Raw genomic sequence first — 16,623 nt, 5'->3', positions numbered from 1 at the left:
ACCGGGCAAATCATGGACCGTCTTAACGCCATGCGCGTTTTCGTCACCGTCGTCGACCTGGGCAGCCAGTCAGCAGCGGCAGACCACCTGCAGCTATCTCGCCCCGTAGTGTCGCGTTACCTGGCAGAGCTGGAGGACTGGGTTGGCGCGCGGCTCATGCAGCGCACCACTCGCAAACTCAGCCTCACCGCAGCCGGCCAGGAAACCCTGCCCCGCTGCCGGCAACTGCTGGAACTGGCCGGCGACCTGCAGGCCGCAGTGCAGCAGCCGGATGACGCGCCAAAAGGCGCGCTGCGCATCAGCGTCAGCACCTCGTTCGGCCAGGCGCAGCTGGTGGACGCGGTGGCTGCCTATGTGCGGCGCTATCCTGGGGTGAAGGTGGAACTGCAAATGCTCGATCGCACCGTCAACCTGGTGGATGAACGCATCGACCTGGCCATCCGCACCAGCAACGAGCTGGACCCCAACCTGATCGCCCGGCGCCTGAGCGTGTGCCGCTCGGTGGTGTGCGCGTCCCCGGCCTACCTGAGCGAGCACGGCGTACCGCAACGGGTCGAGGACCTGAGCCGGCACAACTGCCTGACCCATGCCTATTTCGGCCATAGCCTTTGGCATTTCGAGGTAGCCGGCCAGCCAGTAGCCGTGCCGGTCGCGGGAAACATCAGCGCCAACGAAGCGATGACATTGCAGAAGGCGGCACTGGCCGGCGCGGGCATCGCCATGCTGCCGAGCTACCAGACCGCCGACGCCCTGCGCAGGGGCGAACTGGTGCGCCTGCTGCCCGAAGCGCAGCCGCGTACCCTTAACCTGAATGCGGTTTATACGTCGCGCAAGCACATGCCGGCGACCTTGCGCAGCATGCTGGATTTCCTGGTGCAGCGGTTCAAGGACGAGCCGGAGTGGGATCGGGATCTGTAACGCGGAATTTGGCCTAAGCTGGAAGGTATCACCTATTGCTGTAACAGGAGGTGAGTAGCATGGGCATCAAATCCAGAAGAGTCGCCCTTGTCATGGCCATGACGGCCGTCGCAGGGCTTTATGGTTCTGCTTGCTGGCGCGCCGAGCTGCTACGCAGCCAGCCCAGCGCCGCAGCCAGCTGCGAGCAGGCACATTGCGTGCCTCACACTGCAACCTTGAGCGCCGTCCGTTGAGCTGACGGCGCCCTGCCGGTCACTCTTCGACGCTCATGTATTCCTTGGCCCAGCGGATGTAATCCTCGGGCTGGGTGTAGGTGTGCGAGAGTTCGGTGGCGCTCAGGTTTTCCGACTTGTTCTGCTTGCCACGCTGCAAGCGCAGGCAATCGTAAGTGGCCTTGATCGCAGCGAAGTAGGCGCCATGGCCGTCGACTGCGATACGCACACCCAGGCGCGCCAGGCGTTCATCGTCATGCAGGTTGGGGTTGCCATAGGTGACCAGCATCAGCGGCACCGTCAGGTGCTCGGCAATCTGCTCGAGCTGCTCGAAGTCCTTCACGCCCACCATGCAGATGCCATCGGCACCGGCCTTCTGGTAGCTCTGGGTGCGCACGATGATTTCTTCGGTGGTGAGCACGCCAGCGTTGGTGCGGGCGATGATCGACAACGACGAATCGACCCGAGCCTCCAGCGCCGCACGAATCTTGCCAACGCCTTCCTCGACCGGTATCAGGTCGGTGGACTTGCGCCCGAACTGGGCAGGCAGCAGGGTGTCCTCGATGGTCAGCCCGGCCACGCCGGCGCGCTCCAGTTCGATCACCGTGCGCATCACGTTCAGCGCGTTGCCGTAGCCGTGGTCGGCATCAGCCAGCACGGGCAATTGCGCTACCCGGCCAATACGGGTGGCTTGCTCGACGAATTCGCTGAGGGTAATCAGGGCGAAGTCCGGCGCGGCCAGTACCTGCAACGAAGCGACAGAACCACCCAGGATGCCGACCTCGAAGCCCAGGTCTGCGGCAATGCGTGCCGACATCGGGTCGAACACCGATGCCGTGTGGTAACAGGAACCTGAAGCGAGCAGTTCGCGGAAGGCAAAACGCAGATCTTGATGGGAAGCCTTGGGCATGATCACTCCGCAAATAAGTTGAAGTTTGAACGGTAACTACCGACCCCTGTAATCGGGTCTACCTGACCTGTTCCAACCGTCGCCATCTGGGCGGTCATGCTCGACATGCAGGCAGAGGAATAAAAGGTGTGGGAGACAGCGGGCTGAAAAACCTGCGGCATATTGTTGCACCAAGCTGGTGCAAGCCCCGGATTTCAGCCCCTGTGGCATACCAACGATATCACGCAGCCATGCTGCACTGGATGAATGCGCCAATGCCGATTCGGCATAGGGGATGCAGATAGTACATAGGAAGCTACCTAACTCAGGTTACAATCCGACTTGCCCGCGAAGAGGCCGCAACAGACAAACAAGGTATTCCCGTGACCGCCGCCCTGCCCCCCACGACACTGCGCAACGTGCTGACCGCCCTGATGCTGGCGATCTTCCTCGGCGCACTGGACCAGACCATCGTCGCCGTTTCGCTGCCCGCGATCTCGGCTCAGTTCAACGATGTCGGCCTGCTGGCGTGGGTCATCTCCGGCTACATGGTGGCCATGACCGTGGCCGTGCCGATTTACGGCAAGCTGGGTGACCTCTACGGGCGGCGGCGGATGATCCTGACCGGCATCAGCCTGTTCACCCTGGCCTCGATCGCCTGCGCCCTGGCCCAGGACATGCAGCAACTGGTGCTGGCCCGGGTACTGCAGGGCATTGGCGCGGGCGGCATGGTCTCGGTCAGCCAGGCAATCATCGGCGACTTCGTGCCCCCGCGTGAACGCGGCCGCTACCAGGGCTATTTCAGCAGCATGTATGCAGTGGCCAGTGTCGCCGGGCCGGTGCTGGGGGGATGGTTGACCGAGTACCTGTCATGGCGCTGGGTGTTCTGGATCAATCTGCCGCTGGGGCTGGTTGCCTTGTGGGCGATCCACCGAGCCCTGTGCGGCATGCCCGCGCAGCGCCGCGAGGCACAGGTGGACTACCTCGGCGCCGTGCTGCTGATCCTCGGCCTGGGCAGCTTGTTACTGGGCATCACCCTGGTCGGCCAGGGCCACGCCTGGGTTGACCCGGCAGTAGTGGCCCTGTTCGCCTGCGCCGTGCTGGGCCTGGCGCTGTTCGTCGTTCATGAGCGCCGCTGCCCGGAGCCGCTGCTGCCCTTGGGCCTGTTCGGCAACCGGGTGGCGGTGCTGTGCTGGGGCGTGATCTTTTTCGCCAGCTTCCAGTCGATTTCGCTGACCATGCTCATGCCGTTGCGCTACCAGGGCATCACCGGCGCCGGTGCCGACAGCGCCGCCCTGCACCTGCTGCCACTGGCGATGGGGCTGCCCCTGGGCGCCTTCACCGGCGGGCGCATGACCAGCCGGACCGGGCGCTACAAGCCGCAGATCCTCGCCGGAGCACTGCTGATGCCCGTGGCCATTTTTGCCATGGCGTTGACCCCGCCACAGTCTGGGTGGCTCAGCGCAGTGTTCATGCTGCTGACCGGCATTGCCTGCGGGTTGCAGTTCCCGACATCGCTGGTGGGCACGCAAAGCGCGGTGGACAGCAAGGACATCGGGGTGGCCACCAGCACCACCAACCTGTTCCGTTCGCTGGGCGGGGCCATGGGCGTGGCCTGCATGTCCAGCCTGCTGCTGGCGCTGCTGCACCAGGGCGGGTTTGAACTGCTGGGTAATCCATTGCTGGGGAGCCTGAAGGCCGGGGAGGTGGACCTGGTGACGCAGGGCCGGTTGACGGAGACGTTCCGGCATTTGCTGATGGGCAGTGCGCTGGTTGCGGTGCTGGGGGTGTTTGCGGCATTTGCGCTGCCCGACCGGCAATTACGTGGTCGCTGAAGGGTGCGCTGTTCCAGTGCTCCGTTCAGGGCACCCCGGAAGTATTAATCCTCTCTTAATACAGACGGGAAACACTCCCTCACAATCCTTAACAAAGTGTCATTTGCGCAGGGCCGGGCTCAAGCGCAGCATATCCAGCCCGGTGTCGACCCATTTTTCGACATCGCCCGCCAGATCGACACTGTCAGGCAGCAAAAGCCAGCGCCCGATCAGGCCATCGACATAGGCAAACATCGCCACCGCTGCGCGCTCGACATCCAGCGCGTCAGGCAACTGGCCCCGGCGAACGGCATTGGCCAACGCCAGGGCAATGCCCTTGTGGCAATCCAGTACCGCGCCCTGGCGCTGCTGGCGGATTTCACACATGTCATCGGTGAACTCGCACTTGTGATGCAGAATTTCATTGATACGCCGGGTTCGGGCATCGAGCACCAACTCGTTGAACACTTGCAGCAGCAGCTTGCGCATGCAGCCAAGCGGGTCGACTTCGTCCTCGCTTTCACTCGCCCGCGCCAAGTGGTCATGAGTTTCGTGCAGGCTGTCGAGCAGCGCCTGCACCAACTCTGCCTTGTTGTTGAAGTGCCAGTAGATCGCCCCGCGCGTCACACCCGCCAGCTCGGCGATGTCGGCCAGGGTGGTTCGCGCAACCCCGCGCTTGTAGAAGGCCTTTTCCGCCGCCTCGATGATCTGGGCGCGGGTTTCCTGGGCTTCTTCTTTGGTTCGACGGACCATGGCAGTACAACCTCATCTGGCCCGAACGCGCGGCGCGTGCGGGGGACGCTCCGGGGGCACCTCTGCAGGGAGCCTCGCGGATGAGCTAATCAAGAGCTGTGGCAGTACCTGAGTACAACCCAGCGGTATTTACAAACAACCATGAATGTAAGTATATTCCTTAGCAAGCTATTTATCCACCGGATAGCAATTTTTCCAGATCAAGATCTCTTCCATTACTCTTGAGCGTCTCCCTGCTCCAGCGACCCGAGGATCCTCATGCAATTCAAGCCAGCCGTTACCGCTCTGGTTTCCGCCGTCGCCCTGGCAACCCTGCTCAGTGGCTGTAAGAAAGAAGAAGCAGCGCCAGCGGCGCAGGCTCCTCAGGTCGGCGTGGTTACCCTTCAGCCGCAAGCCTTCACCCTGACCTCGGAATTGCCGGGGCGTACCACTGCCTACCGGGTCGCCGAAGTGCGCCCGCAGGTCAACGGCATCATCCTCAAGCGCCTGTTCAAGGAAGGCAGTGAGGTGAAGGAAGGCCAGCAGCTGTACCAGATCGACCCTGCCGTGTACGAAGCCAACCTGGGCAACGCCCAGGCCAACCTGCAGGCTACCCGCTCGCTGGCCGAGCGCTACAAGCAGCTGATTGACGAACAGGCCGTATCCAAACAGGAATACGACGACGCCAATGCCAAACGATTGCAGGCCGAGGCCTCGCTGAAAAGCGCACAGATCGACCTGCGCTACACCAAGGTCCTGGCGCCGATCAGCGGCCGTATCGGCCGTTCTTCGTTCACCGAAGGTGCACTGGTGAGCAACGGTCAGGCTGACGCCATGGCCACTATCCAGCAGCTCGACCCGATCTACGTCGACGTTACCCAGTCCACCGCCGAGCTGCTCAAGCTGCGCCGTGACCTGGAAAGCGGCCAGCTGCAGAAGGCCGGCGACAACGCCGCCTCGGTTCAGTTGGTGCTGGAAGACGGCAGCCTGCTCAAGCAGGAAGGCCGCCTGGAATTCTCCGAAGTTGCGGTCGACGAGACCACCGGCTCGGTCACCCTGCGCGCCCTGTTCCCCAACCCCGATCACACCCTGCTGCCAGGCATGTTCGTGCATGCGCGGCTGAAGGCCGGGGTCAACGCCAACGCCATCCTGGCACCGCAACAGGGCGTGACGCGCGACCTCAAAGGCGCACCAACCGCCCTGGTGGTCAACCAGGAGAACAAGGTCGAACTGCGCCAGCTCAAGGCCAGCCGTACCCTGGGCAGCGACTGGCTGATCGAGGAAGGCCTCAACCCAGGCGACCGCCTGATCACCGAAGGGCTGCAGTACGTGCGCCCGGGCGTCGAGGTCAAGGTCAGCGAAGCCACCAACGTCAAGAAGCCGGGCAGCCCTGATCAGGCCAACGCGGCGAAAGCAGACGCCAAAGCGGAGTAAACCATGTCGAAGTTCTTTATCGATCGCCCGATCTTCGCCTGGGTGATCGCCTTGGTGATCATGCTGGTCGGCGCCTTGTCGATCCTGAAGCTGCCTATCAACCAGTACCCCAGCATCGCGCCGCCGGCCATCGCCATCGCCGTGACCTACCCGGGCGCTTCGGCGCAAACCGTGCAGGACACCGTGGTGCAGGTGATCGAGCAGCAGCTCAACGGTATCGACAACCTGCGTTATGTGTCGTCGGAAAGCAACTCCGACGGCAGCATGACCATTACTGCCACCTTCGAACAGGGCACCAACCCCGACACCGCCCAGGTCCAGGTACAGAACAAGCTGAACCTGGCCACCCCATTGCTGCCGCAGGAAGTGCAGCAGCAAGGTATCCGCGTTACCAAGGCAGTGAAAAACTTCCTGCTGGTGATCGGCCTGGTGTCCGAAGACGGCAGCATGACCAAGGACGACCTGGCCAACTACATCGTCTCCAACATGCAGGACCCGATCTCGCGTACTGCGGGTGTGGGTGACTTCCAGGTGTTTGGTGCGCAGTACGCCATGCGTATCTGGCTCGATCCGGCCAAGCTGAACAAGTTCCAGCTGACCCCGGTCGACGTCAAGACCGCCGTGGCCGCGCAGAACGTGCAGGTTTCGTCCGGCCAGCTCGGCGGCCTGCCAGCCCTGCCTGGCACCCAGCTGAACGCAACCATCATCGGCAAGACCCGCCTGCAAACCGCCGAGCAGTTCGAGAAGATCCTGCTCAAGGTCAACAAGGATGGCTCCCAGGTACGACTGGGTGACGTCGCGCAAGTGGGCCTGGGCGGTGAAAACTACGCGGTCAGCGCCCAGTTCAACGGCAAGCCGGCTTCCGGCCTGGCCGTAAAACTGGCTACCGGCGCCAACGCGCTGGATACTGCCAAGGCACTGCGCGAGACCATCAAAAGCCTCGAACCGTTCTTCCCGCCTGGCGTGAAAGCGGTATTCCCGTACGACACCACACCGGTGGTCACCGAGTCGATCAGCGGTGTGATCCACACCCTGATCGAAGCCGTGGTCCTGGTGTTCCTGGTGATGTACCTGTTCCTGCAGAACTTCCGCGCCACCATCATCACCACCATGACCGTACCGGTGGTGTTGCTGGGTACGTTCGGCATCCTTGCCGCCGCAGGCTTCAGTATCAACACCCTGACCATGTTCGCCATGGTCCTGGCCATCGGCTTGCTGGTGGACGACGCCATCGTCGTGGTGGAGAACGTCGAACGGGTCATGTCCGAGGAAGGGTTACCGCCCAAGGAGGCGACCAAACGTTCGATGGAACAGATCCAGGGCGCCCTGGTGGGTATTGCCCTGGTACTGTCGGCGGTACTGCTGCCCATGGCGTTCTTCGGTGGTTCCACAGGTGTGATCTACCGGCAGTTCTCCATCACCATCGTGTCGGCCATGGGCCTCTCGGTGCTGGTAGCGCTTATCTTCACCCCGGCACTGTGCGCCACCATGCTCAAGCCGCTGAAGAAAGGTGAGCACCACACTGCCAAAGGCGGGTTCTTTGGCTGGTTCAACCGCAACTTCGACCGCAGCGTAAACGGCTACGAGCGCAGCGTGGGCACTATCCTGCGCAACAAGGTACCGTTCCTGCTCGGCTACGCGCTGATCGTGGTCGGCATGATCTGGCTGTTCGCCCGCATCCCTACTGCCTTCCTCCCGGAAGAAGACCAGGGCGTACTGTTTGCCCAGGTACAGACCCCGGCCGGCTCCAGTGCCGAACGTACGCAGGTTGTGGTTGACCAGATGCGTGAGTACCTGTTGAAGGAAGAGGCCGACACCGTGGCATCGGTGTTCACTGTCAACGGCTTCAACTTCGCCGGCCGCGGCCAGAGCTCGGGCATGGCGTTCATCATGCTCAAGCCGTGGGGCGAGCGCTCCAAGGAGAACAGTGTGTTCGCCCTGGCCGAACGTGCCCAGCAGCACTTCTTCACCTTCCGCGACGCGATGGTGTTCGCCTTCGCGCCGCCTGCGGTACTCGAACTGGGTAACGCTACCGGCTTCGACGTGTTCCTCCAGGACCGCGGCGGTGTCGGCCATGCCAAGCTCATGGAAGCGCGCAACCAGTTCCTGGCAAAGGCCGCACAAAGCAAGGTGCTCAGCGCCGTGCGCCCGAACGGCCTGAACGATGAGCCGCAGTACCAGCTGACTATCGATGACGAACGTGCAAGCGCCCTGGGCGTGACCATTGCCGACATCAACAACACCCTGTCGATTGCACTGGGTGCCAGCTATGTCAACGACTTCATCGACCGTGGCCGAGTCAAGAAGGTGTACATCCAGGGCGAACCAAACGCGCGGATGAGCCCGGAAGACCTGCAGAAGTGGTACGTGCGCAACGGTGCAGGCGAAATGGTCCCGTTCTCGTCGTTCGCCAAAGGCGAGTGGACGTACGGTTCGCCCAAGCTGTCCCGTTACAACGGCGTCGAGGCAATGGAAATCCTGGGTGCTCCGGCCCCGGGCTACAGCACCGGTGATGCCATGGCCGAGGTGGAACGCATCGCGGGCGAGTTGCCGGACGGTATCGGCTTCTCCTGGACCGGCATGTCTTACGAGGAAAAGCTCTCCGGCTCGCAAATGCCGGCACTGTTCGCCCTCTCTGTGCTGTTCGTGTTCCTGTGCCTGGCTGCACTGTATGAAAGCTGGTCGATCCCGATCGCCGTCGTGCTGGTAGTACCGCTGGGTATCATCGGTGCACTGATCGCCACCAGCCTGCGCGGGCTGTCCAACGACACGTACTTCCTGGTCGGCCTGTTGACCACCATCGGCCTGGCGGCGAAAAACGCCATTCTGATCGTCGAGTTCGCCAAGGAACTGCACGAGCAGGGCCGTAGCCTGTACGACGCAGCGATCGAGGCGTGCCGCATGCGTCTGCGCCCGATCATCATGACCTCGCTGGCGTTCATCCTCGGCGTGGTACCGTTGACCATCGCCAGCGGCGCCGGCGCCGGCAGCCAGCACGCCATCGGTACAGGTGTGATCGGCGGCATGATCAGTGCGACCGTGCTGGCTATCTTCTGGGTACCACTGTTCTTCGTCGCAGTGTCGTCGCTGTTCGGCAGCAAAGAGCCGGAAAAAGACGCCACCCCTGAAACTCCACGTTATGAGGCTGGGCAATGACCAAGTCTTTGTTGTCCCTGGCGGTAACCGCTTTCATTCTTGGCGGCTGCTCGCTGATCCCTGACTACCAGACCCCGGAAGCGCCGGTGGCAGCGCAGTGGCCGCAAGGCCCTGCGTACTCGCCGACGCAATCGGCAGACGTTGCTGCCGCCGAACAGGGCTGGCGCCAGTTCTTCCACGACCCGGCACTGCAACAGCTGATCCAGACTTCGCTGGTCAACAACCGCGACCTGCGCGTCGCGGCGCTGAACCTCGACGCTTACCGCGCGCAGTACCGCATCCAGCGTGCCGACCTGTTCCCGGCGGTTTCGGCCACCGGCAGCGGCAGCCGCCAGCGCGTACCGGCGAACATGTCGCAAACCGGCGAATCTGGCATCACCAGCCAGTACTCGGCCACCTTGGGTGTCAGCGCTTATGAGCTGGACCTGTTCGGCCGTGTGCGCAGCCTGACCGAGCAGGCGCTGGAAACCTACCTGTCCAGCGAGCAGGCGCGTCGCTCCACGCAAATCGCCCTGGTGGCCAGCGTGGCCAACGCCTACTACACCTGGCAGGCCGACCAGGCCCTGTTCAAGCTGACCGAAGAAACGCTGAAGACCTACGAGCAAAGCTACAACCTCACCCGTCGCAGCAATGAAGTCGGCGTGGCTTCTGCCCTTGACGTCAGCCAGGCGCGCACCGCCGTGGAAGGCGCCCGGGTCAAGTACTCGCAGTACCAGCGCCTGGTCGCCCAGGACGTCAACAGCCTGACCGTGCTGCTGGGCACCGGCGTTCCTGCCAACCTGGCGAAGCCGCTGGAGCTCAACGCCGACCAGCTGGCCGAAGTGCCGGCCGGCCTGCCGTCGGACATCCTCCAGCGTCGCCCGGACATCCAGGAAGCCGAGCACCTGCTAAAGGCCGCCAACGCCAACATTGGCGCGGCCCGCGCAGCGTTCTTCCCGAGCATCAGCCTGACCGCCAACGCTGGCAGCCTGAGCCCCGACATGGGTCACCTGTTTGCGGGTGGCCAAGGCACCTGGCTGTTCCAGCCGCAGATCAACCTGCCGATCTTCAACGCCGGCAGCCTGAAGGCCAGCCTGGACTACTCGAAGATCCAGAAGGACATCAACGTCGCCAAGTACGAAAAAACCATCCAGACCGCCTTCCAGGAAGTCTCCGATGGCCTGGCGGCGCGCAAAACCTTCGAAGAGCAGCTGCAGGCCCAGCGCGACCTGGTGCAGGCGAACCAGGATTACTACCGCCTGGCTGAGCGCCGCTACCGCATCGGGATCGACAGCAACCTGACCTTCCTCGACGCCCAGCGCAACCTGTTCAGCGCCCAGCAGTCGCTGATTACCGACCGCCTTTCGCAGCTGACCAGCGAGGTCAACCTGTACAAGGCGCTCGGCGGGGGCTGGTATGAGCAGACCGGGCAGGCCAACCAGCAGGCATCGGTGCAAGCACCGAAAGGCTGATTGAGTTTGTAGCAGCATCGAGCCCACCTCTACGGTGGGCTTTTTGTTTTTACCGGGCGCTGTTGTTGCTCCGAACGCTCGACCTGCTGGAGCAGCGTTGTGCTGCGAAGAGCCTGTCAAAGCAAAACAATTAACCAACTGGAACATTCCGTTCGATTATCGCCCCGTTCCGTTTGCGGCGAATTGCCTCACCCCCGCACTACCCCGCAACATCCGCTTACGCAACGTTGCCCAAGTTCATCAAAAAAAAGACCCGCACCTGCAGGCTTGATCCAGCAGTGCACCGGCTCGCCCCATAAAAACAAGAGATCCACGACAGATGAGCACTTTGCAACCCGCACGCCAGCTGCTGCCCGGCCTGTTGGCCATGTCCTGCGCCCTCCCCGTGTTCGCCGCCAACGAAGGTGGTTTCATGGAAGACGCCAAGGCCACCCTCAACCTGCGCAACTTCTATATCAATCGCAATTTCGTCGACCCGGCCAACCCGCAGGGCAAGGCCGAAGAATGGACGCAAAGCTTCATTCTTGACGCCCGCTCCGGCTTCACCCAAGGCACCGTCGGTTTCGGGGTGGACGTGCTGGGCCTGTACTCGGTCAAGCTCGACGGCGGCAAAGGCACCACCAACACACACCTGCTGCCCGTGCATGACGACGGCCGCCCGGCCGATGACTTCGGCCGCCTGGGTGTGGCACTGAAAGCCAAGTTGTCCGAAACCGAGCTGAAAGTCGGTGAATGGATGCCGGTACTGCCCATCCTGCGCTCGGACGATGGCCGCTCGCTGCCGCAAACCTTCCGCGGTGGCCAGTTGACCTCCAAGGAAATTGCCGGCCTGACGCTGTACGCCGGGCAGTTCCGCGGTAACAGCCCGCGCAACGACGCCAGCATGGAAGACATGTCGATGAACGGCAAAGGCGCGTTCACCTCCGATCGTTTCAACTTCGGCGGTGGCGAGTACACCTTCAACGACAAGCGCACCATGATCGGCCTGTGGGATGCCCAGCTCAAGGACATCTACCGCCAGCAATACCTCAACCTGACGCACAGCCAGCCGCTGGGCGACTGGACCCTGGGCGCCAACCTGGGCTACTTCATCGGCAAGGAAGACGGCGCAGAGCGCGCCGGCAAGCTGGATAACCGCACCGCCTCGGCCATGCTTTCGGCACGTTACCAGGGCCACACCTTCTACGTCGGCCTGCAAAAGGTCAGCGGCGACGACGCGTGGATGCGGGTCAACGGTACCAGCGGCGGCACCCTGGCCAACGACAGCTACAACTCCAGCTTCGACAATGCCAAGGAGCGTTCCTGGCAAGTGCGCCATGACTTCAACTTCGCTACCGTTGGCGTGCCTGGGCTGACCCTGATGAACCGCTACATCAAGGGTGAAAACGTCACCGTGGGCAGCGTGGATGATGGCAAGGAATGGGCTCGCGAGACCGAACTGGCCTATGTGGTGCAGTCGGGGAGCTTGAAGGACCTGTCGGTGAAATGGCGCAACTCCACCATGCGCCGGGACTTCAGCACCAACGCCTTTGATGAGAACCGGCTGATCGTGAGTTACCCGCTGAATCTCCTTTGAATGCTTCGCGGGCACGCCCGCTCCCACAGGGATTGCACCAGCCTTGAATTCAGCGCCCTACCTGTGGGAGCGGGCATGCCCGCGAAGAGGCCAGAAGCCCTTGAAAATAACCAAAAGAAATAACCAAATCCATAAACCTTCTTGGACGACATAAGCTGTAACAGCTTGAATAGGGCCCTGATTCCCGCCCCAGAGCCGTGACATGGACCTCCGCCAGCTGCGCTACTTCATCGCCCTCACCGAATACCGCAGTTTTGTCCGTGCCGCCGAGGCCATGGGCATCACCCAACCCGCCTTCAGCCGCGCCATCCAGGGCCTGGAACACACGTTCGGCTGCCCGCTGGTGGACCGCGCCAGCAAAGCCCTGCTGCCAACCCCCGAGGGCCTGGTGGTACTGCAGCACGCCCGCCGCCTGGTGCAGGGTGCCGCGCAACTGAGCAACGAAGTACTGCAAATGACCAAGCTCGACGCCGGCGAGCTGCATTTCGGCAGTGGCCCGGCGCTGGCCGTGCGCCTGGTCCCCGACGCCTTGCGCCATTTCATCGAACGCCACCCGGGCATCCGCACCTCGCTGCTGGTAGACAATGCCGAACGCCTGGGGCAGGCCCTGCGCCGTGAACAGATCGAGTTTTTTGTCGACGATATCCGACCGTTCGAAGCCGACCCCAATTTCCACACCGAGCCCCTGTCGCCACGGCCCGGCCTGTTCTTCTGCCGGCCTGGCCACCCGTTGCTGGCCAAGGACAGCCTGTCGACCAACGACCTGTTCAGCTACCCGCTGGCCAGCGCCCTGCTCGCCCCCGGCGTGCGCAAGCGCCTGGCCAACCTGAGCGGGCGCAGCGACTTCATCCCGCACCTGCAGACCGAGCACCTGGCGATACTGCGCAGCGTGGTGCAGGCCAGCGACGCCATTGGCACAGCCAGCGAGGAGGCCGTGGCCGAAGACCTGGCCGCCGGCACACTGGTGCGCCTGCACTGGCGCAACCTGCCGCCGGCACTGGAGGTACTGAGCGTGCGCTGCGGCGTGGTCAGCCGTAGCGGTTACCGGTTGTCGCCGGCGGCGCGGGCGATGATCGAGACCCTGGTGGGGCTGGATACGCCAGTGCGGGCTGCTGCCATTCGCTGAGCTGATGATAGTGGTGGCTGCGGGCTATCCTGAGCTATATGGGTTGCCAGTACCGGCCCTTTCGCGGGTGAACCCGCGAAAGGGCCGGTAATGGCAATACACCTAGACCGGGCACACCAGGGAGGCACAACAATGAAAACCCTCGTCGACCACCTGAGCCAATACGCCAGCTACCACCGCGACCCACGCAACATCGCCACCCACTTCGTCGGCATCCCGCTTATCGTGCTGGCAGTCACCATTCTGCTGTCACGCCCAGGCTGGGAAATAGCTGGCATGTGGCTGTCCCCTGCCCTGCTGGCAGCGGCGGCTTCGGTGTGGTTCTACCTGCGCCTGGACCTGCGCTTCGGCCTGGTGATGGGGTTGTTGCTGGGCCTGTGCCTGTGGGTCGGCCAGGTGCTGGCCGTACAGACAACAACACTGTGGCTCAGCGCCGGGCTGGTGGCATTCGTGGTGGGCTGGATCATCCAGTTTGTCGGCCATTACTACGAAGGCCGCAAACCTGCATTTGTCGACGATGTCAGCGGCCTGATCATCGGGCCGCTGTTCGTGGTGGCAGAAGCAGCGTTCATGCTGGGCCTGTGCCCGGCCCTGAAACAGGCCGTAGAAAACAACGCAGGCCCTGTAGCCATGCGTCAGAAGAACACGGTCATGTAAACATTGCATGGCCCTGTCGCCGGCATTGCATCAGGCCGCAGGGCAGCGCAATCCCTGTGGGAGCTGGCTTGCCGGCGATAGGGCCAGTGCTGGCCTTACTGCTGTCGAGACTCTACACCCAGCTCATCCCACACCGACTCAGCCAAGTGGAACGTGGCATTGGCCGCCGGGATGCCGCAATAGATTGCGCTCTGCATCAGCACTTCCTTGATCTCTTCACGGGTCACGCCATTGTTGGCTGCGGCGCGCAGGTGCAGTTTCAGTTCATCATTGCGGTTCATGCCGATCAGCATGGCGATGGTGATCAGGCTGCGGGTATGGCGCGGCAGACCAGGGCGGGTCCAGATATCACCCCAGGCGTGGCGGGTGATCATCTCCTGGAACTCGCCGTTGAAGTCATTGAGCTTTTCCAGGCTGCGGTCCACGTGGGCATCGCCAAGTACCGCACGGCGCACTTGCATGCCCGCGTCGTAACGTTGTTTCTCATCCATGGCGTGGTCCTCAGTGAGCCAGCAGGAAGTCGAGCACGCGGCGGCTGAACGCCTCACCGATTTCGACGTTGGACAGGTGCGCTGCCGGGAAGTCGACGTACTCGGCACCTTTGATACCGGCCTGCATGAAGCGGCCATGTTCAGGGGTGGTGACCACGTCTTCGGTGCCAGCAACGATCAGCGCCGGCACCTGGATGCGGCCCAGTTGCTCACGGTAATCGGCATCACGCACCGCTGCACAGTTGGCGGCATAACCTTGCGGGCTGGTGTGCGCCAGCATCTGGCAAATGCGCTGGGCTTGCTCAGGCTGGGCCTGGACGAAGCCCGGGGTGAACCAGCGGGCGAGAGAGCCATCGCGCAGGTCGACCATGGCCTGCTGGCCACCCTTGAGCACGGTGTCGATACGGGGGTTCCACACCTCGTCACTGGCGATCTTGGCGGCGGTGTTGCACAGGGTCAGGCTGTGCAGGCGGTCACCGGCGTTGATGCCCAGCCACTGGCCGATCAGGCCACCCATCGACAGGCCGACGAAATGCGCTTTCTGGATGTCCAGGCCATCAAGCAGGGCCAGCACGTCACCGCCCAGCTGTTCGATGGTGTAAGGGCCTTCGGTGACCAACGATGCGCCGTGGCCACGGGTGTCGTAGCGCAGCACGCGAAAGTACTGGCTCCACAGCGGAATCTGGGTGTCCCACATGCCCAGGTCGGTGCCCAGCGAGTTGGACAGGACCAGCACCGGGGCGTTTTCCGGGCCATCGATCTGGTAGTTCAAAACGCCATCGGCCAGTTGCAAATGCGCCACAGCAGTCTCCTTCAGGCAGTGAAATGTTGATGTTCGGATACGGCGCGCGCCACCCAGACGCGGGCCTGGCCCAGGTAATGGGCAGGGTCGAGCAGGCGATCAAGTTCTTCGGCAGACAGCTCGGCACTGACCTGCGGGTCATCACCCAGCACCGCACGCAGGTGCCGCTGTTCGGCCACGGCTCGCTGGCAGCATTGCTCCAGCAAGTGGTGGGCACGGTCGCGGCCCAGGCGTTGGGCCAGGACGATACTCACCGCTTCTGCCAGCACCAGCCCTTGGGTCAGGTCGAGGTTACGGCGCATGCGCGCTGCGTCTACTTCAATGCCCTCGGCAATGACCTGGGCCTGGCGCAGCGCGCCGGAGACCAGGCAGCAGATGTCCGGGAGGGTTTCCCATTCGGCATGCCACAGGCCCAGGCTGCGCTCGTGCTCCTGGGGCATGGCGGCGAACAGCGTCGATACCAGCCCCGGCACGCGAGTCGCGGCACCGATCAGCACCGCAGCGCCCACCGGGTTGCGCTTGTGTGGCATGGTCGAGGAGCCGCCCTTGCCTGGTGCAGAAGGCTCGAACACCTCCCCCGCCTCGGTTTGCATCAGCAGGCTGACATCGCGGCCGAACTTGCCCAGGCTGCCGGCCACAAGGCCCAGCACCGAGGCAAACTCCACCAGGCGATCACGCTGGGTGTGCCAGGGTTGCTCGGGCAGGCTCAGCTTCAGTTGCTCGGCCAGGGCCTCGGCCACCGGCATCGCCTTGCTGCCCAGAGCGGCCAGGCTGCCCGAGGCGCCGCCGAACTGCAGCACCAACAGGCGCGGGCGCAGCTCTTGCAGGCGCTGACGGTGGCGGGTCAATGCCCCCAGCACGCCAGCCAGTTTCATGCCCAGGGTCACCGGGGTAGCGTGTTGCAGCCAGGTGCGGCCCACCATTGGCGTATCGGCGTGCTTCAATGCCTGCTGCGACAGGGTATCGGCCAGTTTGCCCAGGTCCGCTTCGATCAGGTCGAGGGCATCGCGCAACTGCAACACCAGACCGGTGTCCATCGCGTCCTGGCTGGTGGCGCCCAAGTGCACATAGCGCTCGGCCTCGGGCACGCCACTGGCAATCACCTTGCCCAACGCCTTCACCAGCGGGATTGCCGAGTTGCCAGCGGTTGCGATGGCATTGGCCAGCGCCCCCACGTCATAGCGCTCGGCCTTGCATGCCGCCTCGATGGCGGCCACGGCGCTGTGCGGGACCAGCCCCGCAGCAGCTTCGGCACGGGCCAGCGCGGCTTCGAAATCGAGCATGCCCTGCAAGCGGCCACGGTCGGAGAAAATCTCGCGCATGGCCGGCGCGGTGAAGTAGGCGTCGAACAGTTGGTTGGTCATG

At 63.2% G+C, this 16,623-nt stretch carries 13 protein-coding genes; 8 read left to right on the top strand and 5 right to left on the bottom strand.

All coding sequences use genetic code 11. The features are described 5' to 3' along the window. The first annotated feature begins 12 nt into the window (after nucleotides 1-12). Nucleotides 13-918: a LysR family transcriptional regulator gene (locus PP4_RS04775; protein WP_016498134.1), complete on the top strand. Its 906-nt coding sequence runs from the start codon at nucleotides 13-15 to the stop codon at nucleotides 916-918. Between the two features lie 252 nt (nucleotides 919-1,170). Here the strand turns inward: PP4_RS04775 and PP4_RS04770 are convergent, their stop codons facing one another. Continuing rightward, nucleotides 1,171-2,040, bottom strand: a complete 870-nt coding sequence (locus PP4_RS04770; protein ID WP_016498133.1) for an isocitrate lyase/PEP mutase family protein — start codon at nucleotides 2,038-2,040, stop codon at nucleotides 1,171-1,173. Nucleotides 2,041-2,402: 362 nt separating this feature from the next. Between PP4_RS04770 and PP4_RS04765 the strand changes: the two genes are divergently transcribed. Further along, nucleotides 2,403-3,854 carry an MDR family MFS transporter gene (locus tag PP4_RS04765; protein ID WP_016498132.1) on the top strand — a complete coding sequence of 484 codons (1,452 nt, stop codon included), beginning with the start codon at nucleotides 2,403-2,405 and terminating at the stop codon, nucleotides 3,852-3,854. A gap of 99 nt (nucleotides 3,855-3,953) precedes the next feature. Here the strand turns inward: PP4_RS04765 and ttgR are convergent, their stop codons facing one another. Beyond that, on the bottom strand, nucleotides 3,954-4,586 hold the full coding sequence (ttgR, locus tag PP4_RS04760) for an efflux transport transcriptional regulator TtgR (RefSeq protein ID WP_016498131.1): 633 nt from the start codon (nucleotides 4,584-4,586) through the stop codon (nucleotides 3,954-3,956). Between the two features lie 258 nt (nucleotides 4,587-4,844). Here ttgR and ttgA point away from each other — a divergent pair, with 258 nt between their 5' ends. The 6 genes from ttgA to PP4_RS04730 all read left to right on the top strand — a co-directional run bounded on the left by ttgA (nucleotide 4,845) and on the right by PP4_RS04730 (nucleotide 13,965). After that, nucleotides 4,845-5,999: a toluene efflux RND transporter periplasmic adaptor subunit TtgA gene (gene ttgA / locus PP4_RS04755; RefSeq protein WP_016498130.1), complete on the top strand. Its 1,155-nt coding sequence runs from the start codon at nucleotides 4,845-4,847 to the stop codon at nucleotides 5,997-5,999. Nucleotides 6,000-6,002: 3 nt separating this feature from the next. Next, nucleotides 6,003-9,155: a multidrug efflux RND transporter permease subunit TtgB gene (gene ttgB / locus PP4_RS04750; protein WP_016498129.1), complete on the top strand. Its 3,153-nt coding sequence runs from the start codon at nucleotides 6,003-6,005 to the stop codon at nucleotides 9,153-9,155. Beyond that, entirely contained in the window at nucleotides 9,152-10,606 is a 1,455-nt protein-coding gene (locus PP4_RS04745; protein WP_016498128.1) for an AdeC/AdeK/OprM family multidrug efflux complex outer membrane factor, read from the top strand. Before ttgB ends, PP4_RS04745 begins: the two co-directional genes overlap by 4 nt. Nucleotides 10,607-10,925: 319 nt before the next feature. Next, the gene (locus PP4_RS04740) at nucleotides 10,926-12,182 is read left to right on the top strand and encodes an OprD family porin (RefSeq protein WP_016498127.1); all 1,257 of its coding nucleotides are present in this window, start codon (nucleotides 10,926-10,928) and stop codon (nucleotides 12,180-12,182) included. 202 nt (nucleotides 12,183-12,384) lie between these two features. Further along, nucleotides 12,385-13,308: a LysR family transcriptional regulator gene (locus PP4_RS04735; protein ID WP_016498126.1), complete on the top strand. Its 924-nt coding sequence runs from the start codon at nucleotides 12,385-12,387 to the stop codon at nucleotides 13,306-13,308. Nucleotides 13,309-13,440: 132 nt separating this feature from the next. Then, nucleotides 13,441-13,965 carry an Mpo1 family 2-hydroxy fatty acid dioxygenase gene (locus PP4_RS04730; protein WP_016498125.1) on the top strand — a complete coding sequence of 175 codons (525 nt, stop codon included), beginning with the start codon at nucleotides 13,441-13,443 and terminating at the stop codon, nucleotides 13,963-13,965. A 95-nt stretch (nucleotides 13,966-14,060) separates the two neighbouring features. Here PP4_RS04730 and pcaC read toward each other — a convergent pair whose 3' ends face one another. Genes pcaC through PP4_RS04715 form a run of 3 tightly spaced genes read right to left on the bottom strand, consistent with a single transcriptional unit; the run spans nucleotide 14,061 to nucleotide 16,622 of the window. Beyond that, nucleotides 14,061-14,456, bottom strand: coding sequence for a 4-carboxymuconolactone decarboxylase (pcaC, locus tag PP4_RS04725; protein WP_016498124.1), 396 nt, complete (start codon nucleotides 14,454-14,456; stop codon nucleotides 14,061-14,063). A 10-nt stretch (nucleotides 14,457-14,466) separates the two neighbouring features. Continuing rightward, nucleotides 14,467-15,258, bottom strand: coding sequence for a 3-oxoadipate enol-lactonase (pcaD, locus tag PP4_RS04720; RefSeq protein ID WP_016498123.1), 792 nt, complete (start codon nucleotides 15,256-15,258; stop codon nucleotides 14,467-14,469). Nucleotides 15,259-15,269: 11 nt separating this feature from the next. Then, nucleotides 15,270-16,622: a 3-carboxy-cis,cis-muconate cycloisomerase gene (locus PP4_RS04715; protein WP_016498122.1), complete on the bottom strand. Its 1,353-nt coding sequence runs from the start codon at nucleotides 16,620-16,622 to the stop codon at nucleotides 15,270-15,272. Nucleotide 16,623 lies beyond the last annotated feature (1 nt).

The organism is Pseudomonas putida NBRC 14164, from assembly GCF_000412675.1.
GTDB classification, from domain to species: Bacteria; Pseudomonadota; Gammaproteobacteria; order Pseudomonadales; family Pseudomonadaceae; genus Aquipseudomonas; species Aquipseudomonas putida.
The sequence above is the reverse complement of the archived record's forward strand: the minus strand, read 5'-3'. Positions and strand labels throughout refer to the sequence as shown.